The 25,311-nt window shown below is 64.8% G+C and carries 25 protein-coding genes and 2 pseudogenes; 16 read left to right on the top strand and 11 right to left on the bottom strand.

Annotated features, from left to right (window positions below; translation table 11 throughout):
* Positions 1 to 104: 104 nt before the first annotated feature.
* Positions 105 to 659, top strand: coding sequence for a DUF7344 domain-containing protein (locus tag ACP99_RS07160; protein WP_156105629.1), 555 nt, complete (start codon positions 105 to 107; stop codon positions 657 to 659).
* Between the two features lie 10 nt (positions 660 to 669).
* Positions 670 to 951, top strand: a complete 282-nt coding sequence (locus tag ACP99_RS07155) for a winged helix-turn-helix domain-containing protein (RefSeq protein ID WP_049985941.1) — start codon at positions 670 to 672, stop codon at positions 949 to 951.
* A 205-nt stretch (positions 952 to 1,156) separates the two neighbouring features.
* Here the strand turns inward: ACP99_RS07155 and ACP99_RS21170 are convergent, their stop codons facing one another.
* From ACP99_RS21170 to aglF, 3 genes are all read right to left on the bottom strand, one after another.
* Positions 1,157 to 1,285 (bottom strand): hypothetical protein, encoded by a 129-nt coding sequence (locus ACP99_RS21170; protein ID WP_269319653.1) that lies wholly within the window; start codon positions 1,283 to 1,285, stop codon positions 1,157 to 1,159.
* Between the two features lie 50 nt (positions 1,286 to 1,335).
* The gene (locus tag ACP99_RS19890; protein WP_197052374.1) at positions 1,336 to 1,629 is read right to left on the bottom strand and encodes a HalOD1 output domain-containing protein; all 294 of its coding nucleotides are present in this window, start codon (positions 1,627 to 1,629) and stop codon (positions 1,336 to 1,338) included.
* 63 nt (positions 1,630 to 1,692) lie between these two features.
* A complete protein-coding gene (gene aglF / locus ACP99_RS07150; RefSeq protein ID WP_049985940.1) occupies positions 1,693 to 2,430 on the bottom strand; it encodes a UTP--glucose-1-phosphate uridylyltransferase AglF in 738 nt (245 codons plus the stop codon).
* Positions 2,431 to 2,652: 222 nt separating this feature from the next.
* Here aglF and ACP99_RS07145 point away from each other — a divergent pair, with 222 nt between their 5' ends.
* Together ACP99_RS07145 and ACP99_RS07140 are read left to right on the top strand one after the other, a co-directional pair.
* Positions 2,653 to 3,750, top strand: a complete 1,098-nt coding sequence (locus ACP99_RS07145; RefSeq protein ID WP_049985939.1) for a DegT/DnrJ/EryC1/StrS family aminotransferase — start codon at positions 2,653 to 2,655, stop codon at positions 3,748 to 3,750.
* 169 nt (positions 3,751 to 3,919) lie between these two features.
* Positions 3,920 to 4,870 (top strand): Gfo/Idh/MocA family protein, encoded by a 951-nt coding sequence (locus tag ACP99_RS07140; RefSeq protein ID WP_049985938.1) that lies wholly within the window; start codon positions 3,920 to 3,922, stop codon positions 4,868 to 4,870.
* Between the two features lie 52 nt (positions 4,871 to 4,922).
* Here the strand turns inward: ACP99_RS07140 and ACP99_RS07135 are convergent, their stop codons facing one another.
* Positions 4,923 to 5,450, bottom strand: coding sequence for an acyltransferase (locus tag ACP99_RS07135; RefSeq protein WP_081927244.1), 528 nt, complete (start codon positions 5,448 to 5,450; stop codon positions 4,923 to 4,925).
* Positions 5,451 to 5,564: 114 nt separating this feature from the next.
* On the opposite strand from ACP99_RS07135, the pseudogene ACP99_RS20810 reads away from it, so the two are divergent.
* Positions 5,565 to 6,703 (top strand): annotated as a pseudogene (locus ACP99_RS20810) (glycosyltransferase family 2 protein).
* Positions 6,704 to 6,835: 132 nt separating this feature from the next.
* The gene (locus ACP99_RS07125) at positions 6,836 to 8,182 is read left to right on the top strand and encodes an MBL fold metallo-hydrolase (protein WP_049985937.1); all 1,347 of its coding nucleotides are present in this window, start codon (positions 6,836 to 6,838) and stop codon (positions 8,180 to 8,182) included.
* Positions 8,183 to 8,211: 29 nt separating this feature from the next.
* Here ACP99_RS07125 and ACP99_RS07120 read toward each other — a convergent pair whose 3' ends face one another.
* A complete protein-coding gene (locus ACP99_RS07120; RefSeq protein WP_049985936.1) occupies positions 8,212 to 9,681 on the bottom strand; it encodes a flippase in 1,470 nt (489 codons plus the stop codon).
* Between the two features lie 478 nt (positions 9,682 to 10,159).
* Between ACP99_RS07120 and ACP99_RS07115 the strand changes: the two genes are divergently transcribed.
* Both ACP99_RS07115 and ACP99_RS07110 read left to right on the top strand, forming a co-directional pair.
* Positions 10,160 to 12,070: a right-handed parallel beta-helix repeat-containing protein gene (locus ACP99_RS07115; protein WP_156105626.1), complete on the top strand. Its 1,911-nt coding sequence runs from the start codon at positions 10,160 to 10,162 to the stop codon at positions 12,068 to 12,070.
* Between the two features lie 10 nt (positions 12,071 to 12,080).
* The gene (locus tag ACP99_RS07110) at positions 12,081 to 12,293 is read left to right on the top strand and encodes a hypothetical protein (RefSeq protein WP_049985934.1); all 213 of its coding nucleotides are present in this window, start codon (positions 12,081 to 12,083) and stop codon (positions 12,291 to 12,293) included.
* A gap of 103 nt (positions 12,294 to 12,396) precedes the next feature.
* Here the strand turns inward: ACP99_RS07110 and ACP99_RS07105 are convergent, their stop codons facing one another.
* The 4 genes from ACP99_RS07105 to ACP99_RS07090 form a co-directional block, all read right to left on the bottom strand.
* A complete protein-coding gene (locus ACP99_RS07105; protein ID WP_049985933.1) occupies positions 12,397 to 13,869 on the bottom strand; it encodes a DUF6541 family protein in 1,473 nt (490 codons plus the stop codon).
* On the bottom strand, positions 13,866 to 14,243 hold the full coding sequence (locus tag ACP99_RS07100; protein WP_049985932.1) for a hypothetical protein: 378 nt from the start codon (positions 14,241 to 14,243) through the stop codon (positions 13,866 to 13,868). Before ACP99_RS07100 ends, ACP99_RS07105 begins: the two co-directional genes overlap by 4 nt.
* A 148-nt stretch (positions 14,244 to 14,391) precedes the next feature.
* Positions 14,392 to 15,852 carry a hypothetical protein gene (locus ACP99_RS07095; protein WP_049985931.1) on the bottom strand — a complete coding sequence of 487 codons (1,461 nt, stop codon included), beginning with the start codon at positions 15,850 to 15,852 and terminating at the stop codon, positions 14,392 to 14,394.
* Between the two features lies 1 nt (position 15,853).
* Positions 15,854 to 16,132, bottom strand: coding sequence for a winged helix-turn-helix transcriptional regulator (locus ACP99_RS07090; protein WP_049985930.1), 279 nt, complete (start codon positions 16,130 to 16,132; stop codon positions 15,854 to 15,856).
* Between the two features lie 314 nt (positions 16,133 to 16,446).
* On the opposite strand from ACP99_RS07090, the gene ACP99_RS07085 reads away from it, so the two are divergent.
* On the top strand, positions 16,447 to 16,626 hold the full coding sequence (locus tag ACP99_RS07085) for a DUF7511 domain-containing protein (RefSeq protein ID WP_049985929.1): 180 nt from the start codon (positions 16,447 to 16,449) through the stop codon (positions 16,624 to 16,626).
* A 92-nt stretch (positions 16,627 to 16,718) separates the two neighbouring features.
* Here the strand turns inward: ACP99_RS07085 and ACP99_RS07080 are convergent, their stop codons facing one another.
* The gene (locus tag ACP99_RS07080) at positions 16,719 to 17,651 is read right to left on the bottom strand and encodes a DUF4397 domain-containing protein (protein ID WP_231554233.1); all 933 of its coding nucleotides are present in this window, start codon (positions 17,649 to 17,651) and stop codon (positions 16,719 to 16,721) included.
* A gap of 213 nt (positions 17,652 to 17,864) precedes the next feature.
* Here ACP99_RS07080 and ACP99_RS07075 point away from each other — a divergent pair, with 213 nt between their 5' ends.
* From ACP99_RS07075 to ACP99_RS07045, 7 genes and pseudogenes are all read left to right on the top strand, one after another.
* Positions 17,865 to 19,145, top strand: coding sequence for a CARDB domain-containing protein (locus ACP99_RS07075; RefSeq protein ID WP_049985928.1), 1,281 nt, complete (start codon positions 17,865 to 17,867; stop codon positions 19,143 to 19,145).
* Between the two features lie 287 nt (positions 19,146 to 19,432).
* On the top strand, positions 19,433 to 20,746 hold the full coding sequence (locus tag ACP99_RS07070; RefSeq protein ID WP_156105625.1) for a hypothetical protein: 1,314 nt from the start codon (positions 19,433 to 19,435) through the stop codon (positions 20,744 to 20,746).
* 8 nt (positions 20,747 to 20,754) lie between these two features.
* Positions 20,755 to 21,240 (top strand): Hsp20/alpha crystallin family protein, encoded by a 486-nt coding sequence (locus ACP99_RS07065; protein ID WP_156105624.1) that lies wholly within the window; start codon positions 20,755 to 20,757, stop codon positions 21,238 to 21,240.
* Between the two features lie 266 nt (positions 21,241 to 21,506).
* On the top strand, positions 21,507 to 21,725 hold the full coding sequence (locus tag ACP99_RS07060) for a YgaP family membrane protein (RefSeq protein ID WP_049985925.1): 219 nt from the start codon (positions 21,507 to 21,509) through the stop codon (positions 21,723 to 21,725).
* 242 nt (positions 21,726 to 21,967) lie between these two features.
* On the top strand, positions 21,968 to 22,741 hold the full coding sequence (gene proC, locus ACP99_RS07055; protein ID WP_081927232.1) for a pyrroline-5-carboxylate reductase: 774 nt from the start codon (positions 21,968 to 21,970) through the stop codon (positions 22,739 to 22,741).
* Entirely contained in the window at positions 22,738 to 23,565 is an 828-nt protein-coding gene (gene proB / locus ACP99_RS07050; protein ID WP_049985923.1) for a glutamate 5-kinase, read from the top strand. Before proC ends, proB begins: the two co-directional genes overlap by 4 nt.
* Before the next feature lie 15 nt (positions 23,566 to 23,580).
* Positions 23,581 to 24,948 (top strand): annotated as a pseudogene (locus ACP99_RS07045) (glutamate-5-semialdehyde dehydrogenase); the annotation flags it as partial.
* On the opposite strand, the gene ACP99_RS07040 reads toward ACP99_RS07045, so the two are convergent.
* The gene (locus tag ACP99_RS07040) at positions 24,945 to 25,277 is read right to left on the bottom strand and encodes a hypothetical protein (RefSeq protein ID WP_197052373.1); all 333 of its coding nucleotides are present in this window, start codon (positions 25,275 to 25,277) and stop codon (positions 24,945 to 24,947) included. The pseudogene ACP99_RS07045 and the gene ACP99_RS07040 overlap by 4 nt on opposite strands.
* Positions 25,278 to 25,311: the final 34 nt, after the last annotated feature.

The raw sequence follows: 25,311 nt of genomic DNA, 5'->3' as shown, positions 1-25,311 counted from the left end.
CAACTACCGCGTTCTCTCCGTCGCCGTCCGTGGATAACGAACATCTAACAAAGCGGATACCTCCGGAACGATTGAAGCACTGCTCCCGCGGTCGCGAGATTCTGATGTCACCACACGAGCCCCAAACGCTGTCGCAGGACACCGCATTCGATCTGTTGAGCAACGCACGTAGACGCTTCGTGCTCAGACGCTTACAACAGCAACGAGGAGGGATCGAACTCAGTGACCTCGCCGAGGAGTTGGCCGCAGAGGAGAACGGACTCGACCCGTCCGAGCTTTCCGCACAGCAACGGAAGCGGACGTACGTCTCGCTGTATCAGACCCACATTCCGAAACTCGCCGAGGCCGACGTGGTCCGGTACGACTCGGAGTCGGGGATGGTCTACTCGACACGTCACGTAGACGAGCTCGCACAGTACTTCGAGGAGGAACGCGAGTCGGTCCCGTGGCAGCTGATCTACGCGTCGATCGCCGTCGTGGGCATCGTCGGCTACCTGCTCTCTATGGTAGTAAACTCCGCCCTCGTCCGGTCTGAGTACGTTTCCGTGGCCTTCCTCGTCGTGCTCGTCGTCGTGAGCCTCCTGCACTACTTGTATGCGAACCGAATACTTACCACCGCGGCAGTGATCCCGCTTGAAAATGAATCGAACAGACAATGAGTGAGTATCGATGACCGACACGTGGGACCACATCGGGTTCGTGATCAGCTCGCAGTACCGCGTGGCGGTACTGTGTCGGCTCGCCGAGGGACCGGCAACTCCCTCGCAGATCGCCGAGGACGAGGACATCGGGATCGCCGCAGTCTCACACGCGCTCACGAGCCTTCGCGACCGAGGGTTCGTCGACCTTCTGGTCTCCGAGGACCGCCGAAAGGGTCGCGTCTACGGTATCACCGACCGCGGTGAAGACCTCTGGCAGGAGATCGAGCAACAGGGCTTGCTCGACGAGTGACCCGTCGCAGAGTCGACCCGTCCGAACGGGACGTCGACGCCGCAGTCCGTCCCACTCGTTCTCCTACTCCAGTAATGCCACGAAAAAATTGCTCGCCCCTCGGACTCACCCCCCGTTCGCCGTTCGGGTCACCCACCGTAACGGTGCCTGCTCAACTACCGTCGCGACGCTCGCTCAACGTCGATGCGACGCCTCGTGCGCCGTCTCACTCCGCCCCCTCGTCGGCTCTGCTTTTTTCCTCCGGCAGCAGCATCGTCGGGTCCCGAGCGTACCCAGACGTCTGTGCAAACCGAACGATGCGCTCCATCTCCTCGTCAGTGAACCATTCTGACATCCATCATTAAATTCAATGAAGATGGTAATAAATATACCGCTGCCCCCCGGTCACGATTCGACGACTTCGATTTCTCCACACCCCCGGACTGTCACATCGTATGCCCCCATCTCGAATGAAACGCTCACGTCGTCACCGCCTGATTGAATGCACTCGACCAAAGCGTCAGCATCGACGACATCGTGTAAGCGCGGTTCGAAATGAAGTGGGTCAACGCCGGCGACCGCCGAAACGGCTTCGACAATATCGACCACGACGGTTTCGCGTTCGGGCTCGAACTGGAACGTTGAACTATTCGTCGACACCGCAGTGTCCGAGAGGCAGTCTGGTTGTGCAGATTTCATTCAAGCGTCAACGCTGCGTTACGAGTGCTAGTACATATAATTCCCGCTTTCGTATGACACTTGTCATACGCGTGACGTCGTTTGCTCGGCTCGCTGCTGCAACCGTCGCTCGGCTTCGGCGCGATCCTCGGGGTAGCCGACGTCGATCCGCCATCCGTCGAGTTCGACCGCGTCGATCGTGCGTCCGGACCGAATCAACAGATCGATCGCGTCCGAAAGCTCGTACTCGCCGCGGCTCGACGGCTGTACGAGACGCGTGGCGTGGAAGATCGCCGGCGAGAACGTATAGAACCCTGTCATAACCAGATTCGACGGCGGATCGTCCGGCTTCTCGACGACTTCGACGATCTTGCCGTAGTCGTTCGTGTTGCAGACGCCGTATCTGGAGGCCTCCGATTCGGGGACCTCCTCGACCAGGAACGCGGCGTCGACGCGGCTCTCGCGCTGCCGGCGGACGACGTCCTCCACGTTCGCCCGGAAGATGTTGTCGCCGAGCATCAACATGAAGTCGTCGGTCACGTGCGGTTCGACGGTGTTGAGCGCGTGTGCGAGCCCCAACTGCTCCTCCTGACGGGCGTAGGTGATCGGCACGTCCCCGAAGCTGTCCCCGTAGTGCTCGACGACGTCGTCGCCGCGGTAACCGATCACCACGAGAAGTTCTTCGGCACCCAGGTCGGTGAGCTGTTCGAAGCAGTGCGTCAGGATGGGCTTGCCGTTCACTTCGACGAGGCCCTTGGGTTTGGTTTCGGTCAGCGGGCGGAGTCGCGTCCCCTTCCCGGCCGCGAGTACGACGGCTTGCATATCTGCACCGGCGGGTCGGACGCCGGTTTGTTATGCCCTCGTTTCGGCGCGTCCGCCCTCGTTCGCACTCCTCACTGTCGCGGTCCCGGGCGTCGTTACTGTCGGCCGCGCGCCCGCTCGAATATTCTCGACGGGCGTCTCCGGCCCCCTCTCCGCGTTAGTCGGGGCCTTCCCGGTCGCAGTCGATCCATTACAATCCACGGTGACCGTGACCCGGAGACGATGGTCGACAGCGTCGATTTCACCGATATTCGCGTCGCGGAAGACACGATCGAAGCCGTCGTCGACGTCCTCGAAAGCGGGCGGTTCGTGAAGGGGCCGCTCGTCGAACGGTTCGAGAACCGGTTCGCCGAGACCTGCGGCGTCGACCACGCCGTCGCCGTCTCCAGCGGCACCGCGGCGATCCTCCTCGCGCTGGAGGCGGCCGGAATCGGCGAGGGCGACTCGGTCTTCGTCCCGGGGCACACGTTCTTCGCGAGCGCCAGCCCGGTGTTGGCGCTCGGTGCGACCCCCGTCTTCGTCGACGTCGACCCCGAGACGTACACGATGGACCCCGATTCACTCGCGACCGCGGTCGCGGCGGCCGACAACCCGGCCGCGGTGATCCCCGTCCACATCTACGGCGGGATGGCGGACGTGGACGCGATCGATGCCATCGCGAGCGAACACGACCTCTTCGTCGTCGAGGACTCCTGTCAGGCGCACTTCGCGTCGCGCGACGGCGCGACCGCGGGGACGGTCGGTGACGCGGGCGCGTTCAGCTTCTACCCCTCGAAGAACATGACCGTCGGGGGCGACGGCGGGATGGCGATCACCGACGACGCCGACCTCGCCGAAACGATGCGGATGCTCCGGAACCACGGCCGCGGCGACGAGGGCGTCCACCGGCGGCTCGGACTGAACTACCGGCTGGACGAGACCAACGCCGCCGTCGGACTGCGCCAACTCGACCGGGTACGAGACTGGAGCGAGCGGCGACGGGCGGCGGCGCGGCGATACACCGACCGCTTGGCCGACGTCGACGCGGTGACGACGCCGTTCGTCCCCGCGGACGTCGAGCACGTCTTCCACCTCTACGTGATCCAGGTCCCGGACCGGGAGGCGCTCGCGGACTTCCTCGCCGATCGAAACGTCGACACCGGCGTTCACTACCCCACGCCGGCACACCAGCATCCGGCGATCGTCTCCCGCGTGGAGACGCCCGAACTCCCGGTGACCGAGTCGCTCTGCGATCGGATCCTCTCGCTGCCGATGCACCCGCGGCTCACCGACGCGGAAGTCGACTACGTCTGCTCGGCGATCGAGGAGTTCTATCAGTAAGTCGCGGCCTATGCCACCGGTCGCGCTCGCCTTTTTCGACAGCGTCGGGTACATTCTCCATTACAATCTCCGTGCGAGCGTAGTTCCCGCCGATGCACTACGCCGTCATCGGCACCGGATACTGGGGAAGCAACCACGCCCGCGTGGCCGCCGAACTGGCCGACGCGGCGTGATCGACGAGGTCTCGCTCTGCGACGTCGACGAGTCGCGCGTCGCGGAACTCGCCGAGAGCTACGACGTGCGCGCGGTCACAGACTACGCCGAACTCGCGGCGCTCGGCGTCGACGCGGCGACGGTCTCGACGCCGTCGCCGACGCACCACGAGATCGCGACGACGCTGCTCGAAGACGGGATCGACGTCCTCGTCGAGAAGCCTCTCGCGCTCGACAGCACCGAGGCGTGGGACCTCGTCTCCACCGCCGACGAGGAGGACCGGACGCTCGCTGTGGGCCACATCTTCCGGCATCACCCCGCGCTCTGTGAGCTGAAACGCCGCATCGACCGCGGCGAACTCGGCCGCGTGAAGTACCTCGCGACCAACCGGTTCTCGTTCCGGGCCCCGCGCGCGACAACCGGCGTGCTGTACTCGCTGGCCGTCCACGACGTCGACGTCTCCAATTACCTCCTGAACGACCAGCCCGAGTGGCTCTACTGCTCGACGGACTCGATCGTCCGCGAGGGAATCGACGAGACGGCCACTGTCGTACTGGAGTACGAGGACGCGACGAGCGTCATCAACGAGTCCTGGCAGGTGCCCGTCTTCGGGAAGCGGCGGGACCTCGTCGTCGTCGGCTCGGAGAAGGCCGCCTACATCGATTACCTCGACGACACCGTACTCGAACTGTACGACAGTCGGATCGTCGAGCGCGACGGCTCCCTCAGTGCGCGCGAGGAGGGAAAGCAGGTGTTCGAGGCTCCGACGGCCGAACCGCTCCGCGCGGAGATCGAGGAGTTCGTCGCCGCTTCCCAGGGTCAGTCGACGTTGCGCGCGCCGGGCTCCGTCGGCGCGCGTGCGGTCGACTTGCTGGAACTCGCCGAGCGGTCCGCCGACCGGAACGAGACGCTCCGCGTCGACGCTGTCGCGGGGTCGCCCGCCCGCGGGCGAGCCTCACAGGAGTAGCGCCGCGAATCGATCTCGGAGCCGCGCCGCCGACCGCCTCGATCTGTTCCTTTCACTCCCGATAGCCGACGATCTCCGCGGGGTTCCCCGCCGCGATCGCGTTCGGCGGGACGTCCTCGGTCACCACCGCCCCGGCTCCGATAAGCGCTCCTTCACCGATTTCGACGGGCAAGAGCGTCGCGTTCGTCCCGACGACGGCACCGTCGCCGACGACGGTCTCCTCCCACTCGTCGGAGTCGCCGCTGGGCGGGTAGACGTCGTTCACGATCGCCGCGCCGTGGCTGAAGAAGACGTCGTCGCCGAACTCGGTCAGCGACGGGACGAACGCGTGTGACTGGATTCGCGTCCGGTCGCCGACGACGACGTCGGACTGGATCTCCGCGAACGAACCGACCATCACCTCGTCGCCGAACGTCGCGCCGTAGCAGTTGACGAACCGCCACACGCGGCAGTCGCGGCCGAACGTGCAGTCGTCGAGGACCGCGAAGGGTGCGATTTCGGTGCCGTCGCCGATCCGGCAGTTCTCGATCACGCGCGGGAGCTCTGTGGTCTCAGAATCCGCGCCTGTGTCAGCGCTCATACGGTGGAACGGCCACCGAGCAACTAAGGTATAGACCCGTTACGGGGGCGACGTTCCGTTGAGAGCGCATAACGATAGGCCGCCGCGAAGTACGCGAAGGCGGATCTCACAGCTATGTACAAAGACCACACCGTCGGCGTCGTCGTTCCGGCGTACAACGAGGAGGGCTTCGTCGGCAGGGTGATCGAGACGCTGCCGCCCTTCGTCGACCGTGCGTACGTGATCGACGACTGTTCGACCGACGGAACGTGGGCGGAGATACAGTCTGCGGCCGAACGCGTCAACAGCGCTGGAACGGACGACCGAGACCGGACTGCCGACGCGGCGGAAGAGCACCCGGAACGCTCACCCGGAACCGACTACCGCAGCGACGGGGGGACTCTCAGCGCCGACTACCGCGACGTCCCGAACGAGGCAGCCGACGACGCCGGTGCCTTCGACACCCGGTCTACCCGATCCAACACGAGCGGAACCGCGGCGTCGGCGGCGCGATCAAGACCGGCTATCAGCACGCCCTCCGGGACGAACTCGACATCGTGGCCGTGATGGGCGGGGACGGGCAGATGCGACCGGAGGAACTGTCCGGATACCTCGACCCGATCGTCGACGGCGAGGTCGACTACGCGAAGGGGAACCGACTCCTCAACCGAGAGTACCGACAGGATATGTCGTCGTGGCGGCTGCTCGGCAACTGGATCCTCACCTTCCTGACCAAGATCGCGAGCGGGTACTGGCGGACGATGGACCCGCAGAACGGCTACACCGCGATCTCGCGGGAGGCGCTGGAGGCGGTCGACATCGACCGGATGTACGAGGGGTACGGGTACTGTAACGACCTCCTCGTCCGCTTGAACGTCGCGGAACTCCGCATCGGCGACGTGCCGCGGCGAGCCAACTACGGCGACGAGACGAGCAGCATCCGGTACCACACCTACATCCCGCGGGTCTCCGCGATGCTCCTGCGGGACTTCCTCTGGCGACTGCGCGTGAAGTACCTCGTCCGCAGGTTCCACCCGCTGACGCTACTGTACGGCGTCGGGGCGAGTGCGACCGCGTACGGGTCGCTCTCGTTGTTGCGTGCGGTGTCCTCGCGGATCCGCGGGCGTGATTCGGACGAAGAACGCGGATCGGGCGGCCGTGACGAAACGACGTCCAGCGTGCTGCTGGTCGTGGTCGGCTGGATCGCGATGATCCTCGCGATGATCTTCGACCTGCGGGAGAACGAGGAACTGGAAGTGCGATACGAGGAGTGATCGTCCTTTCCGAGTCCAGTCGCGTTACGACTGTCTCCGGTGACTACACCTCGACCGGTAACCAGACGTTATCCAGCGCGGGTTCCGTAATCGGTCGATACTAAATACCGTCCCGCTCGGACGCCGAACCGTATGCAGATAACGTATCTCAGCTCCGCTGCGATCGTGGTCGAAACAGCGGACGCGTCGGTGTTGTGCGATCCCTGGCTCGTCGACGGCGCGTTCGAGGGTTCGTGGTGTCACTACCCGCCGCTCGACGTCGAACCCGAGGACTTCGACGACGTCGATTACATCTACGTCTCCCACATCCACCCCGACCACTTCGATCCCGCCACGCTCCGTCGGATGGACACGGACATCCCGGTCTTGATCCACGATTACCGCTGGGACTACCTGCGAGAGGAGATCGCGGCGCTCGGGTTCGAGGTGATCGAACTCGACCACAACGAACGGACGCACCTCGCCGGTGACCTCCACGTCAACATCCTCGCGGCCGACGCCTGCGATCCCGAGGTGTGCGGCAACTACTTCGGCTGCTCGTGGGTCGAGGGCAGCCCCGAACTCGGATCGACGCAGGTCGACTCCCTGGCGGTGTTCGACGACGGGGAGTACACGGTCGTCAACATGAACGACTGTCCGTACCCGATGGTCGAGCGGAGTATGCGGCAGGTGACCGAGAGATACGACGACGTCGATCTGGTGTGTCACCAGTACAGCGCCGCGCAGTTCTACCCGCAGTGTATGGAGGATTACACCCACCAGGAGAAGATCCGGGCGCGCGACGAGGTGATCGAGGAGAAACACGAACTCGCGACGGAGTTCATCGACATCTTCGACCCGGACTACTACATGCCGTTCGCCGGCGAGTACGTCCTGGCGGGACGGCTCGCCCCGCTGAATCAGTACACGGCGAATCCCCCCCGTATCGAGGCGTTGGAGTGGTTCGAGGCGCACGTCGATCCCGACGAACACCAGTGCGTGTTCCTCAACTCGGGGGAGCACCTCGACCTCGCGACCGGCCGCGTCTCGGAGCCCTACGAGCCGATCGATCAGGCGGCCAAACGGGAGTACATCGAGACCGAACTGGCGAACCGCACGTTCACCTACGAGCACGACCCGATGCCGTCGGTCGAAGCGCTTCGCGAGCAGATTCCCCCGGCCTTCGAGCGGTTCGAGCGCAAGCGGCGAAAACTCGGCTACGAGACGGAGACGACCGCACTGATCGGTCTCGGACCCGAGGAGTACGTCGAACTCTCGTTCACCGGTGACGGGTACGACTTCGTCACGGATCCGGACCTCTCGGCGTACGACGGCTACGTGAAGTTCGAGCTCGATCCGCGGCTTCTCGCTCGCCTCCTCTCGGGACCCGACGAGGTCCACTGGGCGGACGCGAAGATCGGATCGCACCTCGGGATCAGCAAGCAGCCCGACATCTACGAGCGGCAACTGTACAACTGCCTGGGCTCGTTCCACGCGTAGTTGAAGGGGTTTTCTACCCGACGAGAACGCTAAGAGAGCACCGTCCGGATCCGCTCGACGTCGAGCAGCCCTCCGAGGGTCGCGAGCACGCCCCAGACAACGACGCCGACGCCGACGACGAGCAACAGCGACACGATTCCGGAGACCAGCGGTACCAGCAGGCGGACGACGCCGGCCATCACGGCGGTGATGGCGGTCACACCGACGAGCAGTCTGCCCAGCCCCCGGACGTCGAGATCGAGTTCGTCGTGGATGATGTACACGTTCGTCAGCGTGTACGCCGAGAAGGTAATCACGGTCGCGATGGCCGCGCCGACGACGCCGACCGTCGTTATCAAGACGACGTTCAACCCGACGTTCACCACCGCGGTCACGACTTTCGCGATCGCTCGCTCTCGGGCGCGGCCGAGGAAGTCCAACCCGTCGCTCGTCACCTTGTTGATCGCCGTGACGAGCATGAACCCGGCCATCACTTGGAGGACGGGGACGGCCCCGGTGTACTGGGATCCGAAAAGCTGGGTGACGGTGGGTCTGGCGACGAGCACGAGCCCCACCGCCCCGGGAACGTACAGGAGCAAGATGTGACGGAGCGACATCTCGTACACGCGGCGGGCGCGTGCGAGGTCCTCGCTGGCGTACTGTTCGCCCACGGTCGGTGAGATCGTGTAGCCCACCGAGTTCGCGGGGATCGCGCCGAACTCCGAGACCTGCCTCGCGATGGTGTAGTAGCCGACGGCCGCCGGTCCGAGGAGGGAGCCGACGAGGAACGTGTCCACTCGCTGATACAGGATGTTCGCCCCCCGGGTGGCCGTGAGGGGCACGCTGTACTCGAGGATCCGTCGGCGGAGTCCCGACCCGACGTCGCCCGACGGCGGGAACTGAGCGTACGAACGGCGGTAAAACACCACCGCGCCGAGGGCCGCTGCGAGGCCGAAGCCCACGAGGTAACCGCCGAGCGCGCCGGCCGCGCCGAACCCCGCGAGGACGAAGCCGACCGCACCGAGCAGTCGCGCCACCCCCGAGACGGTCTTGAGCCGCGCGCTCCAGTCGACGCGGTTCACCGACTGAAACAGCCTGTTGAACGTCGAGTACAGCGCGTTCGTGACGACGTATCCGACTCCGAGCACGAGCAACGGAGCGAGCGCGGGATCGTTCAACCGCGTCGCGATCTGCGGTCCGGCCACCGTGAGCGCGGTCCCGACGGTGATCGAGAGGACGACGATCCCTCCCAGCGCGAACCGGACCACGTATCGCACTCGCTCGGGGGCGGTCTCGGAGAATTCCGTGACGTAGCGTGCCGCTGCCGAGGGGAGCCCGAGCGTCCCCAGAATCGCCACGGACGCGATGATCGAGAGCGCGTAGTGCAACAGCCCGAAGGCGTCGGGCGTGAGGAGGTACCGCGCGAGGACGATCATCAGTACCCCGTTGGCCGCCGAGTAGAGGAGGTTCGCGCCGAGCGTCGCTTTCACGCCCGTGGCGAGCCGGTCTGCGATCGACATTATTTGTCCGTCGGGACCGACTGCCACTGTTCGCGGGTCATTGCTGGTACGGTCCCCTTCGAGGCTGGTTGTTATATTGAACGTACTCGACGCGGTCGCCTCTCCGCGCTCGCATCCCCCGTCGGCGTCGGCTCGACGGACGTTCGACCGGAGTATTCGGAGGCTACTGTGGCGGAGCGAGCCGCCACGCGGAGGACCGGCACTCGGTCAGACCCGCGGGAAACGGGTCTCTGACTGGGTACGATGGGCCTATTCTCCGCCTCGGGTTCGACATTGTGGACCTACTCGAGTTATCGACGGGTTACTCGAAATTCCGCGCGCGCCGCCGCTACCCCTCCGAGTCACAACCATCCCACAAGCAGGTCACAACCATCCGTAGGCAGCGGCTAACAATCCGTTAGCTAAGTACGCATAACCTACTCGCTCGTACAGCGAACCTACAAAAACGCTCTTTGTAGTAATCGCTCTCTACCCGGATATGGCGAAAGGCCATGGCAACGACGACAGTAGTTCAGGATTCGCACGCCGATCGTACCTCAAGCTCCTCGGCGGGGCAGTCGGTATGGCGTCCATAACAGGCAGCACGGTGGCTCAGAGCGCCCAGTCCGCAGAGACGGACTCGGTCGTCGACCTCGGGCAGCAAGGCCTCAGTGAGGGCGACGTAATCGACGACTACCTCGAGGAGTACTTCGACGACGGCGTCGAAGTGCACATCCCCGAGGGCGAGTACGAGTACCACGGCTCCGGGCTCGGCGGGGCCAAGAGCAACGCCGCCGTGGTCGGACAGGGCGAGGTCATCTTCACCAACGAGGTTGGCGAGTACCGCGAGAGGATCGAGGCCGAAGAGGGCGTCGTCGAAGTGCGTAACATCACGCTGCGCGGCGCGGCGGAGCTCGACGACGACGAGGAGGCTCGGTTCCGGCTCCAGGCCGGACCGGATGGCCACGTATTGATTGACAACTTCAACCTCCCGGACGGCGTCAAGGACCCGGGTAACGGGATCGGGTTCTACGCCCCCGGCGAGCACGCCGGGTTGCTCGAGATCAGGAACTGCTACGTCGCCAACTTCTCGAACAACGGTATTTACGTGGGTTCACCGGGACAGGATGGCGGGGAGGACGGCCCGGTCGTCGTCGAGAACTGCTTCGTCCACAACAACAACATCTCCGGGATCCGCCTCGGGTCGACCGACAGCGTCGCCCGCAACTGTCTGGTCCTCAACGATCAGGAGGCCCCGCACATCTACGAGGGGAGCGCGATCAATATGCGCGGTATCCGCATCCGCGAACCGGGAGACAACATCTCCATCGAGAACTGTGAAGTGATCCACTCGTACGAGGGTGCGGGCGGTCCGATCGTGCATCACCACGGCGCAGAGGGCGGTAGTGGCAGCATAACAAACACGTTGATCCGGAACAACACCGGAACCGACGCGATTCTCGAGAAGGGCGACGCCGCCGCAGACTGGACCGCCAGCGACGTCTCGATCACCGGCGACGGCAGTATGGAGTACCCGTCGAACCTCGACGGCGTTTGCGTCGGCGACGACTGCCCCGTCCCGACCGGCGACGACCCGCAGAACGCCGACGCGTCCGATAGCGATTCGAGCGACGATACGTCCGGCGACGATTCGACGAGCGACGATACGTCCGGCGACGACTCGACGAGCGACAGCGGGTCCGACGACTCCGGATCCGACGACTCGTCGGGTTCGGAGTCGACCGTCGGCACCGACGGGACCGAACTCGTCATCCTCTCGCAGGACTCCGACGGCGTCGACTACGAGTTCACGACGACCGGCGAGATCACGGGACTGTACGACCGCGATCAGTACAGCGCCGACACCGCCGCGCCGGCCGACGAAGTCACGGAGAACGGCGACGGCACGTGGACGGCCACCGGTTCGACCGGCGGCGGCAGCGCCAGCGGCGACGCCTTCCACTACGAGGGCGTCATGGAGCAGTTCTCCGCGACCGGGGACGTCGATCAGATGAGCCTGATCGCCGACGGCGAGACGGTGACGTCGGACGAACTCCTCGCGGCCGAGGAGACCGACGAGACGTCGGACGACGGCGGATCCGACTCCTCGGGATCGGACGACTCGACCGACGACGAGACCTCCCAGTCCCCCCAGAAGACCGTGGTCTTCGACGGGACGGTCGCCGACGGCGTCGCGAAGTACACCTTCCGCGTCTCCGGTGACGTCACGAGAGACTCCTCGATCAGCACGACCCCCGAGGAGAGTCGGATCGACAACCTCGAGGACTTCGTCAACGGCGACACCGTCGAGGGTATCCTCGGAAAGGGTATCGACGGCTACCGCTACACCGGTCAGATCGTCGAGATCGAGTTCGACGGGTCCGCCGCCGTCACGATCGACGGCCAGTAAGGAGGCGGCTGTGAACTCCTCAGACAGCTGGAAGCGACTCGCGGCCGACCCCGATCCGGCCAGAGACCTCGGCTACGACCTCCACGAGTGGGAGGTTCACCGGGTCTCCTACCGTGACGGGGACCAAGTCGTGTTCGTTCCCGCCGACGAGGACGCGTTCGACCGCGAGGCCTACATCGTGGCGTCGGCCGACGCGCTGTGCGAAACGCTCGAAAACCGCTGAGCCACGATCGGTCGGAGTGGACTCGGCCGTCTTTTGCGGTTCTTTTTCACGTCCGCGTTGACGCGTTATTTCGTCCGACCCGGGAAGCCGCGACGCCTCCACGCTACTCGTCGGTCCCGCGGAGCCGATAGAGCGTGTACCCGCCGTTGTCCTGGATCCGGTTCGACCCCGGTTCGGTGTTCAGCGCCTCGAACCCGGCGGAGCCGTAGCGGAACCCGTCGTAGAGGTCGACTTCCTGCTTGCGGTCTTTCGTGGAGACGATGAGATACCGGTCCTCTTCGTAGTGCGACGTCACGTTGGTGTTGAACACCGGTTCGGGAACGGCGTCGCTGTACCCCGGGAAATCCAGACCGGAAGCCGTCTCCGTCCCGTAAATCGCGTCGACGTAGCGACTGGGTCCGTCGCGAACGCCCGTCAGTTCCGTCTGTCCGTCGTGGTACTGGAACGTCCGCTCGTAGCCGTCCATCACTGTCTCGGTCACGCGGTCGTTCCCCTGATAGATGTACGGCGACGGGTGGAGCGTCGCGAGTTGGAGCGCGATCAACACGACGAACACGAGGCTCATCGCGGTCCAGATCCGCTGTCTCGTCAACAGCCCGCCGAGTCTGCCGGCGGAGCCTTCGAGCCGGTCTGCGAGTATCGACAGCGAGAGCACCGCGAGGAGGCTCACGGTGACCATAATGAACCCGAGGAAGCGGAAGTAGTGGTCGCCCTGATCGGCGATGAAGATCAGCACGAACCCGATTGCGGGGAAGACGAGCCCCGCGGTCAAGAGGGCGGCAAACGCGTTCCGGCGGTTCTCACTGTGATCGAGTACGCCGACGAGCAGCGCGAGGACGAGTACCCCGGCCAGCAGGAGCAACAGCGTGGTCACCGAGAACAGCTTCAGGTACAGTTCCAGCAGGCTCCCGCCGAGATCGGTGAGGGACGCGCTCCGAGAGCTGGTCTCCTGTAACACCGACGGGTCCCGCGAGAGCAGGCTCTCCAGAACCGACGTCAGGCGGGAGCGCGCGCGTCCCTGACGGCGGATCCAGCCGACGAACAACACGCCGAGCACGACCGTGTGCACGTACGGCGGCCGGAACGACGCGATCGGATGGGAGGACCGATAGCGACGCGCGAGGAACTGGAGACTCACGATGCCACCGAGCATCGCGAGGTACGTCATCGCCTCCTGCGGGTGCACGAAGAGGAACCCGACCGAAACCAAGAGCAGGAGTACCCCCGGCGGCGTCGCGAGCGCGAACCCCTCCTCGTCGGAATCGAGGAACAGGAGCAGCGAGAGCAACACGACGGGGAACAGGAGGATCGCCTGACTCGACGCGTGCGGGACCGGGTGGACGCTGACGTTGTTGACCGGAACGAGGGTCGCGGCGACGACGGTGCCGACGGCCCCGGTTCGGAGGTTCTGCGAAACGAGGTACGCACACGCGCCGAACGCGCCGACGAAAAGTAATGGAATCAAGACCGCGACGATCGTCAGCATCGCGGTCCGGATCGGGATTCCGACAACCACGGCGAACTGCGCGGAGAGCAGGTGGAGCCCGGGGTAGACGATGCCGTCCGGCGGGATCACGCGGCTTGGATCTCGCGTGCCCACCCGAGGTGACTCAGCGAGTCGCCGGCGCCGTAGAAGTGGTACGACTGGAGGAGCGGGAGGCTCACGATCGAGAGCACGCCGAGCATCGCGAGCAGCAGCGATGCGTCACGGGTTCGCGAGTGCGAGTTCCGCTCCCGAAGCGCTAACGCGACGGCGACGACGACAGCGACACCCACTCCGAGCCAGAACGCCGTGGGGACTTCGGCGTATATCGAGAGTTCGTACTCGGCCGGCCGCGGTCGCGCGAGGAACAACAGCCCGACCGAGAGGGCCAGATACCCACCGATCAGCGTCGCTTTCTGTCGATGCGTCGCCCCGGACCGTTCACGAGATGCGTTCGAGTTCATCATCACAATCTATCGCGTTCGTCCGTCCCCCATACCGGGACGGACGCAGCACTCTCGACGTACCGCTCTGTATTCCGAAGACCCGTTTTGTTATAGTGTGGTTTACCCGGGGACGAGCACTCCAACTGTGTGCCGTCGCTGTTCGCGTCCCTCACTGTTCGTCCTCGGTCAGCGTCTCCACTTCGGTCGGTTGCACGTTCGTGTCGAACAGTTCCACAGTCGCCTCCTGAAGCAGGACCGGGATGCCTCCGACCTCGACGGTCGCGTCCCGAATGACGTTGTCGTAGGAGTCCTGAAATCCGATCCCGTTACGGTTCGTGGCCGCGTGCGATACGTCGATCCCCGTCAGCGTCGAGCCGCCTCGTCCGTCGATCTTGACCGCGAACTGGTCGTCGGCGTCGCCAGTCACTGTCAGGTCTTCGCAGTCGACCCACAGTTCCGCGTCGTGTTCGCGTAAGGACTCCGCGGGCGTCTTCGCCCAGATCCCGTTGACGCCGTCGGCGTCGACCCGTATCTCGGTGTTTCGGACGACCATCGACGGGACCGCGGAAGTCAGGATGATGCCGCCGTCGCTCGACGAGACGTCGATCATCTCGATCCGACAGTTCTCCACCAGCGTCGGCTCGACGTCGGCCCGCGGTTCGGCGTTGTTCAACCGGATCCCGCGCATGTTATCGAACCCGCGCGAGTGATCGTCACACCGGACGTGGACGTTTCTGACGACGCTGCCCGCGCACACGCGGACGTTCGAGATCCCGCTGTTCGCGTAGTATCCGCCGTCGACGACCATCCGACCGACGGCGGGATCGGCGTACAGCCCGTTGTCGCTGAACCCGACGATTCGGCAGTCCGCGAACGTGATCTCCCCGCGGTTGTCGTCACCGACGTAACAGCCCGTGACCCGCTCGCCGGAGACCGAGCCGTCCGGCAGGCGCAGTCGTTCCACCAAGCCCGTGCCGTCGGGGTCTGTGACGTCGATGCGGACCGCACCGCGACCGCCGTCGAGCCGTCCGTTGACGGTGACGTCGCGAATACGTATCTCGCCGGGCGCTCGCACGTCGAGCGCGCGGCTGCCGACCCCGTTGGCACTGTAGTCGAACCGGAGGTCGCTGACGTGGATCGTGCCCTCGGCACTGATGAAGAAGATCGTCCCCGACGCGCCCTCTGTCGGGACGAGGGTCGTCTCGTTGCCGACGAGTCCGAACCGGTCGAGCCCGGAGAGATCGAGGCTCTCCTCGATCGTGAAGGTGCCTTCCGGCAGTACCAAGAGATCGCCGTCGTCTGCGACTTCCTCGATAGCATTCCCGATCGCGCCGCCTGTGGGATCGACGTCGAACTCCGAGAGGTCGGTCACCGAATCGAACGGCGGCGGGACGGGCGTCGCCGTGGCGACGTCGTCTCCGGGCGACGGTGGCGGGACCAACTCGTCGGTGGTCCGATCCCGCTCTCTGCGACCGCCGCATCCGGCGACCGAAGCGATCCCCGCGGTCCCGGCCGCTACCCGTCGGAGGACGCTCCGGCGCGTCAGTCCGACCGGGGTGGAGCGCTCCTCGGGTGCGGAGGACCGCGGTGCACCTGACTGGCGAGCGTCTCGTCCTTCTCGGTCGGACATCTCACTCGGCCAGTCCCGCGGTCTGGATCTTGCGCCACATCCGCTCGCCCTTCTCCGTCAGGTCGTACCGACGGTTCTTCCGTTGCTCCTCGGGAACCACGAGCTCGACGATCGACCGTTTGCGGAGGCGGCGGAGGGCGCGGGAGATGTGCGACGGCGAGAGGCTCTCGGCGCTCGCGATCTCGGTCGTCGTCGCCGGACCGTCTTGGAGGACGTTCAAGACCGCCAAGCGGTACTTCGAGGAGATGACGAACCCGATCGCGTCCCACTGTGATGACATCGCGTTTCCGTTCCCCTAGAACGGTCTTTGGTATTCACCTGCTACAGCTCTTTGGGCACTTTACCCGGCGACGAACCCGACTCTCGGGGGAGCGCGTTCGCCGGCTCGGCACCGCCCGGGCACGCCCCTGACCGAGTCGACACAGCGGCCGGTCAGCCCCGGCGAAAGCTCCGCTTTACAAATAAGGTATTACATCCATAATACTGTAAAGTCAAGGAGTCCGAAGCAATCCACAAGTACCGTGGTGGCCCCCGGATCGCCCGAATAGTAGGAACTGAATTACAACTTCCACTCCTCGCGCAGTCCTCTTCGAAATGTCATCTGAAGCGAATCTGGACGAGCGGCTCTCTCCCCTTCGGGCGACGATCGTCGAGTACGAGAACGCACCGAACGAGTGTACGATACACCCGTTGGATCCACCAGATTCGAACAGAACGACCGAGTGGATCACTGCCCGGGAGGGATCCTACCTCCACCTCCGGGACTGCCGCTAGCTCCGAGGGCCGTCCGAGCGGCCGCGGTGACCTATTCTCCGGGATCGGCTCGAAGGCTCCCCACTGACGCGTGAGGCAGCCCTACTCGTCGCTCACGCCTCGGTCGTCTCCGCTTCCGTCTCCGTTTCCTCAGCCGTACCCGTCCCGTCAGCCGTTGTGGTTTCTCCCTCCGTGGTCGTGGCCGCTTCGCCCTCCGCGGTGTCGGTGGCGAGCGTGAGGTCGAACGGTTCGTCGACCGGTGCCTCGTCCGGATTCAGATAGCCCATCGCGAACGCCGTGTACCCGGTCGCCCCCGCGAGGTCGACGTCGAAGGTCGCGACGGCTTCGGTCTCGCCCGCGGCCCTGACCTCCAGCGTGTAGGCGTCTGCTGGCACGGTGGCGTACTCGCTGGCGGCACCGAACTCCAGCTCCGAAATCAGCGGCTCGTCCTCGCCCTCGACGGCGACGTCTACGGCGGGCGCGTCGGGCGAGGCGTGGAACGCGCGTACCCGTGATTCTCCCTCGGCCGGCGCGGAGACGTCGTCCTCGATCGCCCGGACCTCGAAGGACTCGGCCTCCAGCTCGCCGATCGCGGCCATCGTTGTGGCCGAGTCCGCCGAGAGCGAGACCTCCTCGTCGAAGACGACCGTCTCCTCGTCCCCGGCGGCCGTTACCCGCACCTGATACGATCCGGCTGCGAGCGGGAGGTACTCGCTGACCGTGCGAAAGGCGACGTCGGTCAGCACCGATTCGTCGTCGACGTAGATGTCGACGTTCGGCGCGTCCGGGGAGGCGTGTACGACTCGCACGAGCGCGTCGCCGTCGCCCTCCTCGGTCGGTTCCCCCTCGGTGTCTGTCTCCGTCTCTGTGGCTGTCTCGGTGTCGGTCTCCGCGGGCGAACCGTCGGTTCCTGTCCCGTCGGTCGCGACACCGTCGCCGTCTCCGTCGCCGTTGGCTCCGCCGTCACTGCAGCCAGCGAGGCCGACGCCCGTAACTGCGGTGACTGTGCCAACGAACTGCCGTCTGTTGAGGTGCATTTGCACCATATCGGTGCCTCGGACAGGAGACGTAAGACGCTATTTTCCACCTATGCCGAGGTTCTCTCCCTTTGGCTGGATAAACGCTCACTACTCCCAGATTTTGTTAGCTGTACCACCGCTCATTGACGGACCGTGCGCGGGGGTTCGCGTTCGGCGTAGGACGCTCATATATCAACAAACGAACGCATACTATTGCGGTACGACGTGGATTTCACTCGTATGGTCAACTTATCACCACAAACGTCGGTATCGCGGTCGGTCCTGGTCGCCTGTGCGCTCGTGTTGGTGGTCGCCCTGGGGTCGACTGTCGCCGGTGCCGCGGTCGTGACGTCAGCGGAGAGCGGGCCGGATCGAGTTCACCCGAACGTCGCCGCCAACGACACCGAACCGGAGCGAAACGGGTCGTTCTTCGAGATACAGGACGTCGAGACGAACACGCCGATCAAGGCGGGTGAGACGGTAGAGGTGACTGTCACCGTCGAAAACGTCGGAGACGAATCCGGCGAGAAAGAGGTGTGGTTCCACCTCGACGAGTACTACAAAGACGACGCAGAGCTCCAATTAGCGCCCGGCGAGTCCGAGACGGTGACGCTCACGTACGTGAGCAAGAGCGACAACGTGAAGGACTGGACGCTTCGCGTCGACACGCCCGACGACCGGTACACGCGGACGGTGACCATCGAGGAACCGGCCCAGGCCGACAGCGGACAGCGGAACGCCGGCGGGTACAGCGCCGGCGGATCCGACGGGCATCCCCACTTCGAGATCACCGAGATGCACGTCGAAGAGTCGGTTATGGCGGGCGACACCGTCCGGATGAACGCGACGGTCGAGAACACCGGGAACGATCTTGGCGAGAAACTCGTCTGGTTCGCTCTCGACGGCGACACCGTCAACGAGACGATCGTCGAACTCCCCGAAGGCGAGTCCGCAACGGTGTCGACGGTGCTCAACACGTCGGTCGACGACGCCGGAGCCCACCGGATTACGGCGAACACCTCCGACGACGTCGTGAGCGAGCGCGTCGAGTTCCGCCAGCCGGAGCCGGAGTTCGTGGTGGAGTCGGTTTCCGTTCCCGAACGGATCCCCGCGGGTGAACCGCTGAACGTCACCGCGACCGTCGGGAACGTGGGCGACATCTCCGGGACGGCTCCCGTTCGACTCACGATAGACGGTCACTTCATCGACGAGGAGCGGACCGAGGTCGAGCTGAACGAAACGTCGAACGTGACATTGCAGTACCGGAGCAACACGTGGACGACCGGTGAAATCACCGCGGTCGTGAACGCCGGTGAGGACAACGTCACCCGATCGGTCACCGTGTTCGAACCCACGCTGACGACCGAAGATCCGACCACTGCGACGTCAACGCCGGAGCCAGTCGAGACCGAGAGCACCACTGCTGCACCGGAGTCCTCGTCGTCTGGCTTCGATCCGAGCCTCCCCGTCCTGGTCTTCGCGTTGGTGGCGGGCGCACTCGCCGTGACCAGGTGGGGGTAACGGCTTCCGGATTCCGGTCTCACGTTCCAGACGTGCGGCGGTGTCGCACGGTGCAAAATGACAACTCGAACAGGGGTAGGCTGTCTCACGTGCACAGTAATCCGACGTATCCGCCGGCGTCGCTGACCTCCTCTTCAGCAGTAACTTCAGCTTTCGTTCGAGAAGGCGAAAACACGCGATAGCGAACGTTTCAGTACGGATACCGGAAATTCTGATACACGCTGAATTACAATACTGACTACGGGTCAAGGTTGTCGATGTCCCGAGTTCACCCTCGGGGAGTGACTATGGTAGATCCGAGCCAATCCCAACCGCCATCGGTGGAGTATCAGAGCCAGTATCAGCAGTCGCCGTCCCGACAGCCGACAGGGGGGCAGTTCTCGCCCGTGCAGGGACAGCCACTAACACAAGCGGGCCAACCGCAAGCGTATTCCCAGCAGCCGCAACAGTCAGTTCAGACGCAACTGCCGATTCAGTCGCCCACCCAACAGCCGCAGGCGCAACCACAACAGGTCCAGCCACAACAGGCACAACCACAACAGACACAGCCCGAGCAGTCGGCCGGACAACCGCAGCAGCAATCGCAGTTCCAACCGCAGCAGGCCGCTTGGTCGCAGCAGGCGGCCTCTCCGCAGCAGCAGCAGAGCATCCCGACGCAGCAGCCCGTTGCGTCACCGCAGCAGCAACAGCCCGCGGCGTCGCCGCAGTCCTTCCAGCAGCCGGCGTCACAGCTGTCGCCGTTCCAGCAGGCGCAGCCGCAACAGTCGATCGCGGGACAGCAGGCGGGCCAGCAATCGCAGCCGCAAGCGGGGAGTTCGATGGGGCAGTCGCAGCCGGCTAGCCAACAGTCCGCGCTCCCGTCCGCGACGCAGCAGTACGCGCCGTCACCGGCGGCCCAGCCGCAATCGCTCTCGAGTCAACAGCAGCCGGGGGCCCAGCGACAGGCGGCAGCGATGCAGACGCCCGAATCCGTCAGCGGCGCGTCGCAGACGGGTTCCCAACCGGTACAGGTGAGCCCGGTCGCAGCGATGCAGACCCAGCCCTCCTCGACGATGCAGGCACAGCCGGCCGCGGCGATGCAGACTCAGCCTTCGGAGATTCCCTTGACCCAGCCGCAACAGTCGCAGCGACAGTTCGGCCAGGAGTCGGCGCAGCAGGGTATCTCGGGCCAGTTCGAGGAGTCGAGCCAGCAGCAGCTCGGACAGTCCGAGCCGAGCGCGTCTGCCGGACAGCAGACGATGCTCATCGGCGGCCAGTACGAGCAGGCGGTCCCGCAGGAAGTGCGGGCGGCCGTCGAGGAACTGAACCACCTCAACAACGTGCTCGGCTGGGCGAAGACCCGCCTCGCCCAACGCGGGAACGGGTCGGCGGCGCGAGCGTGCGAGGACGTCCACGACTGCGCGCAGATGACGAAGCACTTCATGCTGCGCGAGTCGCCGTTCGCGACGGCCGCCGTCAGAGAGCTCCAGCAGACCATCAACGGCGCGAGTCAGGAGCTCCAGCAGCACTCCAACGAGCCGGAGGTACAGGAGATCCTGAGCCGGATCCAGCGGACGAACGGCTCTATCGAACAGAGCATCCCTCGGCTCCAGGGAGCGTGAGGATCGAGATGTCTTCAGAACCGTACGAAACGCAGACGCCGTACGGCGGATCGGGCGGCTGGCCGGTCGAACAGCTACCCGGTCAGACACCGGGAGCGATGGTCACCGAGACGCAGGGGTCGCAATCGGTTGCCGAACCCACCCAGGGCGCGGCGACCAGCCCCCCGGTGACGCCCGTTCCCGCTGTCGATCTCATCGAGAACACCGACGAGATCTGGGTGTTCATCGACCTGCCGGGGTTCAAGCCCGAAGAGATCCAACTCGAAGGCGACCCGCGGACGCTCCACATCGGCGCGACACGGCCCTCGGAGGTCGAAGACGGCAGGAACGTCCTCGTCAACGAGCGATTCGTCCAGATCGACCGGACGATCCAGCTCCCGACGGACGTCGAGATGGACGAGATCGACGCCGTGTTCGAAGACGGCGTGTGTAAGATCACGGTCCCGAAGAAGGCGAGCGAACGGTACCGCGAGATCGACATCCGTTCGGCGTAGCACCGTCGGCGGCGCTACGTCGAATCTTCCTATCCACGTTTATTTTAATAATGTAAATATTATATGATATATTTGGATCTAACTGAAATATATTAAAATCCAGTATAGACCAATGAATATGGTATTAGAGCAGAATCAACTATTCTTATTCGATGAAAATACTAGAGTAATATATAATATTAGACTAATTTAGTGGCTGGAGACTCTCCGGCAAGCTACGGGTCACCGGCAAGAACAATTATGTGCCGAAAGACCAATACTGCAGTATGGAACGAAACGTCGGTCAAACGGACAGCCTCGTTCGCATCGCCTCCGGTGCCGTCGCCGGTCTCGTCTCGATCGGTATTCTCGCTAACGCGGTCGCCGCGCCGCCGATCCTCTCGCTCCTTCTCGGAGTGATCGCAATCGCGATGCTGGCGACGGGAGTGACCGGCCGCTGTGGCCTGTACTCTCTCATCGGCGTCGACACGTGCGGTATGCGATAACCGCTTTTCCCCACTCGTTTCGACGCGCCCAATCGGGAGATGTCGACGTGAGACGCAGTGTGTGATTCTTGTGAATGAACACGGTGAACACAATTGATGAACATTTTCTACCACCCCGGTTAATGCCCGCGTTTACGCCGGTCTACAGATGTGTGGTCCGTTCACTACTGCTCCGCTTCACCCCATGACGGTGCGGCCGGAAACCAAAGTTCGTATATCGGCGCAATCGCGTACGTGTACGTATGATCGACGTCAGCGTAATTGGCTGCGGACATATGGGCGGTGCCCTCATCACCGGCCTCTCACAGGCCGGTGGGTACCGGATCACCGCCTACGATGTGGACCCGGACGCCTTCGAGGCGATCGACGAGTACGCCGATCGGACGACGACCGACATCGACGACGTCCGCGATTCGGAAGTCGTCGTCGTCGCCGTCAAGCCGGACATCGTCCCGCTGGTGCTCGAGGACCTCGAACTCCGCGCCGAACAGACGCTCGTGACGATCGCGGCGGGCGTCTCCCGCTCGGTCGTCCAAGCCGAGACCGAAGCGACGGTCGTCCGCGTGATGCCGAACCTCGCGGCGCGAACGCGCAATATGGCGGCGGCCGTCGCGTGGGACGAGCCGGACGAGACCGTCGAACAGATGCTCTCGGACCTCGGGGAGTTCGTCGTCATCGACGAGGACCTGATGGACGTCGCGACGGCGCTGAACGGCAGCGGCCCCGCGTTCGTGTTCTACCTCATCGGCGCGATGCAGAAGCGCGCGGTCGAGGAGGGCCTCGACGCCGAGAACGCCCGCGTCCTCGCTGCACAGACGTTCAAGGGGGCGGCCGAGACAGTCCTCCGCTCCGACGAGTCGATCGACGACCTCGTCGACGCCGTCTGCTCGCCGGGCGGGACGACGATCGAGGGGATGGAAGTGCTGTGGGACAGCGACGTCGAGGAACGCGTCGGCGACGCGCTGAGCGCCGCCTCGCGGCGCTCGGCGGAACTCGCAGAGGAAGCGGAGAGATGAGCGAGGCCGTCACCTCCTCGGAGGTCACAGAGGCCCGCCGACTCGCCGCGTCGGCCGGGCGGGTCGTCGTCAAGGCGGGAACCAACTCGCTCACCGACGAGACGTCGAACCTCGACGACGAGAAGCTCGACAAGCTCGTCGACGACGTCTCCGGACTCGTCGAGCGCGGAAAGGACGTCATCCTCGTCTCCTCGGGGGCGGTCGGCGCGGGCAAGGGCCGGATCGGCTTCGCCCCCGACGACACCGTCGAGGAGTCCCAGGCGCTGTCGACGATCGGCCAGAGTCACCTGATGCGTCGGTACACCGAGAGCTTCGAGCGCTACGGGCTGACGGTCGCCCAGATCCTCGTGACCGAGCACGACCTCGACGACACCGACCGGTTCACCAACTTCAAGAACACGATCGACACGCTGTTGGAGTGGGGCGTCGTCCCGATCGTCAACGAGAACGACGCCGTCGCGACCGAGGAGATCCGCATCGGCGACAACGACATGATCTCCTCGTCGATCGCCATCGGCGTCGACGCCGACCTGCTCGTGACGCTCACAGACGTCGGCGGCGTCTACACCGGTAACCCCAAGCACGACGGGGACGCAGAGCTCATCGAGGCCGTCGGCCGGAACTACGACGAGGTCGAGCGAATCATCGAGAGCAGCGCCAGCGACTCCTTCGGCGGCATCCGAACGAAGGTGCAGGGCGCGCGGTCGATGAGCGAGCACGGTCACCCCGCGATCATCGCGCGCTCGACGGAGCCGGACGTGCTCGAACGGATCGCCACCGAACAGCCCGTCGGGACCATCTTTATTCCGATCAACGACCACTGAACGCCCGCTACTCACCACACTCAGCAAACGATGACCGAATCCACCACGACCGAGAAATCGGCCGAGACCAAAGTGACGGAAGCACAGTCCGCGGCGCTCGAACTCGCGAACCTCTCGGAGTCGACGCGCAACGACGCGCTGTACGCGATCGCCGACGCCATCGAGGCCAACAGCGACGCCGTCCTCCAAGCCAACGCGAAGGACGTCGAAGCAGGCGAGGAACTCCTCGAGGCGGGCGAGTACACCCAGGCGTTCGTCGACCGACTGAAGCTCTCTGAGTCGAAGCTCGAAAGCATCGCCGGGATGGTCCGCAGCGTGGCCGAGCAGGAGGACCCGCTCGGCCGCACGCTCGCGGCGCGGCGGCTCGACGAGGACCTCGAACTGTACAAGCTCGCGGTCCCGATCGGCGTGCTCGGGACGGTCTTCGAGTCCCGTCCCGACGCGCTGGTGCAGATCGCTGCGCTCAGCCTCAAGTCCGGGAACAGCGTCATCCTGAAGGGCGGCAGCGAGGCCGCACACTCCAACCGCGTCCTCTACGACATCATCGTCGACGCCGTCGAAGACGTGCCCGACGGCTGGGCACAGCTCATCGAGGCCCGCGAGGACGTCGAGACCCTCTTGGAACGCGACGACGCCGTCGATCTGCTGATGCCCCGCGGCAGCTCCGAGTTCGTCAGCTACGTCGAGGACAACACGAAGATCCCGGTGCTCGGACACACGGAGGGCATCTGTCACGTCTACGTCGACGAGGACGCGGACCTCGAGATGGCCGCGGACGTGGCCTTCGACGCGAAGGTGCAGTACCCCGCGGTCTGCAACGCTGTCGAGACGCTGCTGGTCCACGAGTCCGTCGCGGCTGACTTCCTGCCCGGACTCGCCGACCGCTACTGCGAGGCCGACGTCGAACTCCGGGGCGACGAGCGCGCCCGCGAGATCACCGAGATGAACGCCGCGACCGACGCCGACTGGGACACCGAGTACGGCGATCTGATCCTCGCGGTCAAGGTCGTCGACTCCCTCGGCGACGCGATCGATCACGTCAACGCGCACGGCTCGAAGCACACCGAGTCGATCGTGACCGAGACGGCCGACCACGCCGAGCGGTTTATGCGGAGCATCGACGCCGCGAGCGTCTTCCACAACGCCTCGACGCGGTTCGCCGACGGCTACCGCTTCGGTCTCGGCGCGGAGGTCGGAATCAGCACCGGGAAGACCCACGCCCGCGGTCCCGTCGGACTCGAAGGGCTGACGACGTACAAGTACCACCTCGAAGGTGACGGGCAGTTGGTCGCAACCTACGCCGGGGAGAACGCGAAACCGTTCCTCCACGAGGACTTCGAGGGCGAGTGGATTCCGGGTCGACTCGCCGGCGACCGTTCCTAGACCTCCCCGTCGGCACCGCCGTCGCCGTCGGCGTCACCGTCCCGATCGCCGCCGCTCGTTTCCGCCGCTTCCGCCTCCTCGATCTCGTCGATCCGCTCGTGGAGTTCTTCCAGCGCCGGTTCGTCGACGGACCCCCAGTACGCGACGGCGAGGAGCGAAAGCGCGAAGACGAATCCCCACCCGAGCGTCGCGTACGCTTCGGGGACGTAGAGGCCGAATACCCCGTCGATGACGCCCTCAAGCGAGAAGACGATCACGACGGGACCGACGACGTCGCGCGGGAGAAAGTGATCGAGGTACGCTCTCAGTACCGAGAGGTTCGGAGCCATAGGCACCCGGCCGAGCGGCGGCGGGTAAACAGTT

Origin of the sequence: Halobellus rufus, from assembly GCF_000739575.1 — an archaeon.
GTDB classification, from domain to species: domain Archaea; phylum Halobacteriota; class Halobacteria; order Halobacteriales; family Haloferacaceae; genus Haloquadratum; species Haloquadratum rufum.
This window is presented reverse-complemented; position numbering and strand designations above follow the sequence as displayed.

Excerpts from the sequence above, each read along its gene's own strand:
- ACP99_RS07160 (WP_156105629.1), top strand. The coding sequence starts at position 105 with ATGTCACCACACGAGCCCCAAACGCTGTCGCAGGACACCGCATTCGAT.
- ACP99_RS07155 (WP_049985941.1), top strand. The coding sequence starts at position 670 with ATGACCGACACGTGGGACCACATCGGGTTCGTGATCAGCTCGCAGTAC.
- ACP99_RS21170 (WP_269319653.1), bottom strand. The coding sequence starts at position 1,285 with ATGTCAGAATGGTTCACTGACGAGGAGATGGAGCGCATCGTTCGGTTT.
- ACP99_RS19890 (WP_197052374.1), bottom strand. The coding sequence starts at position 1,629 with ATGAAATCTGCACAACCAGACTGCCTCTCGGACACTGCGGTGTCGACG.
- aglF (WP_049985940.1), bottom strand. The coding sequence starts at position 2,430 with ATGCAAGCCGTCGTACTCGCGGCCGGGAAGGGGACGCGACTCCGCCCG.
- ACP99_RS07145 (WP_049985939.1), top strand. The coding sequence starts at position 2,653 with ATGGTCGACAGCGTCGATTTCACCGATATTCGCGTCGCGGAAGACACG.
- ACP99_RS07135 (WP_081927244.1), bottom strand. The coding sequence starts at position 5,450 with ATGAGCGCTGACACAGGCGCGGATTCTGAGACCACAGAGCTCCCGCGC.
- ACP99_RS07125 (WP_049985937.1), top strand. The coding sequence starts at position 6,836 with ATGCAGATAACGTATCTCAGCTCCGCTGCGATCGTGGTCGAAACAGCG.
- ACP99_RS07120 (WP_049985936.1), bottom strand. The coding sequence starts at position 9,681 with ATGTCGATCGCAGACCGGCTCGCCACGGGCGTGAAAGCGACGCTCGGC.
- ACP99_RS07115 (WP_156105626.1), top strand. The coding sequence starts at position 10,160 with ATGGCGAAAGGCCATGGCAACGACGACAGTAGTTCAGGATTCGCACGC.
- ACP99_RS07100 (WP_049985932.1), bottom strand. The coding sequence starts at position 14,243 with ATGATGAACTCGAACGCATCTCGTGAACGGTCCGGGGCGACGCATCGA.
- ACP99_RS07095 (WP_049985931.1), bottom strand. The coding sequence starts at position 15,852 with ATGTCCGACCGAGAAGGACGAGACGCTCGCCAGTCAGGTGCACCGCGG.
- ACP99_RS07090 (WP_049985930.1), bottom strand. The coding sequence starts at position 16,132 with ATGTCATCACAGTGGGACGCGATCGGGTTCGTCATCTCCTCGAAGTAC.
- ACP99_RS07085 (WP_049985929.1), top strand. The coding sequence starts at position 16,447 with ATGTCATCTGAAGCGAATCTGGACGAGCGGCTCTCTCCCCTTCGGGCG.
- ACP99_RS07080 (WP_231554233.1), bottom strand. The coding sequence starts at position 17,651 with ATGGTGCAAATGCACCTCAACAGACGGCAGTTCGTTGGCACAGTCACC.
- ACP99_RS07075 (WP_049985928.1), top strand. The coding sequence starts at position 17,865 with ATGGTCAACTTATCACCACAAACGTCGGTATCGCGGTCGGTCCTGGTC.
- ACP99_RS07070 (WP_156105625.1), top strand. The coding sequence starts at position 19,433 with ATGGTAGATCCGAGCCAATCCCAACCGCCATCGGTGGAGTATCAGAGC.
- ACP99_RS07065 (WP_156105624.1), top strand. The coding sequence starts at position 20,755 with ATGTCTTCAGAACCGTACGAAACGCAGACGCCGTACGGCGGATCGGGC.
- ACP99_RS07060 (WP_049985925.1), top strand. The coding sequence starts at position 21,507 with ATGGAACGAAACGTCGGTCAAACGGACAGCCTCGTTCGCATCGCCTCC.
- proC (WP_081927232.1), top strand. The coding sequence starts at position 21,968 with ATGATCGACGTCAGCGTAATTGGCTGCGGACATATGGGCGGTGCCCTC.
- proB (WP_049985923.1), top strand. The coding sequence starts at position 22,738 with ATGAGCGAGGCCGTCACCTCCTCGGAGGTCACAGAGGCCCGCCGACTC.
- ACP99_RS07040 (WP_197052373.1), bottom strand. The coding sequence starts at position 25,277 with ATGGCTCCGAACCTCTCGGTACTGAGAGCGTACCTCGATCACTTTCTC.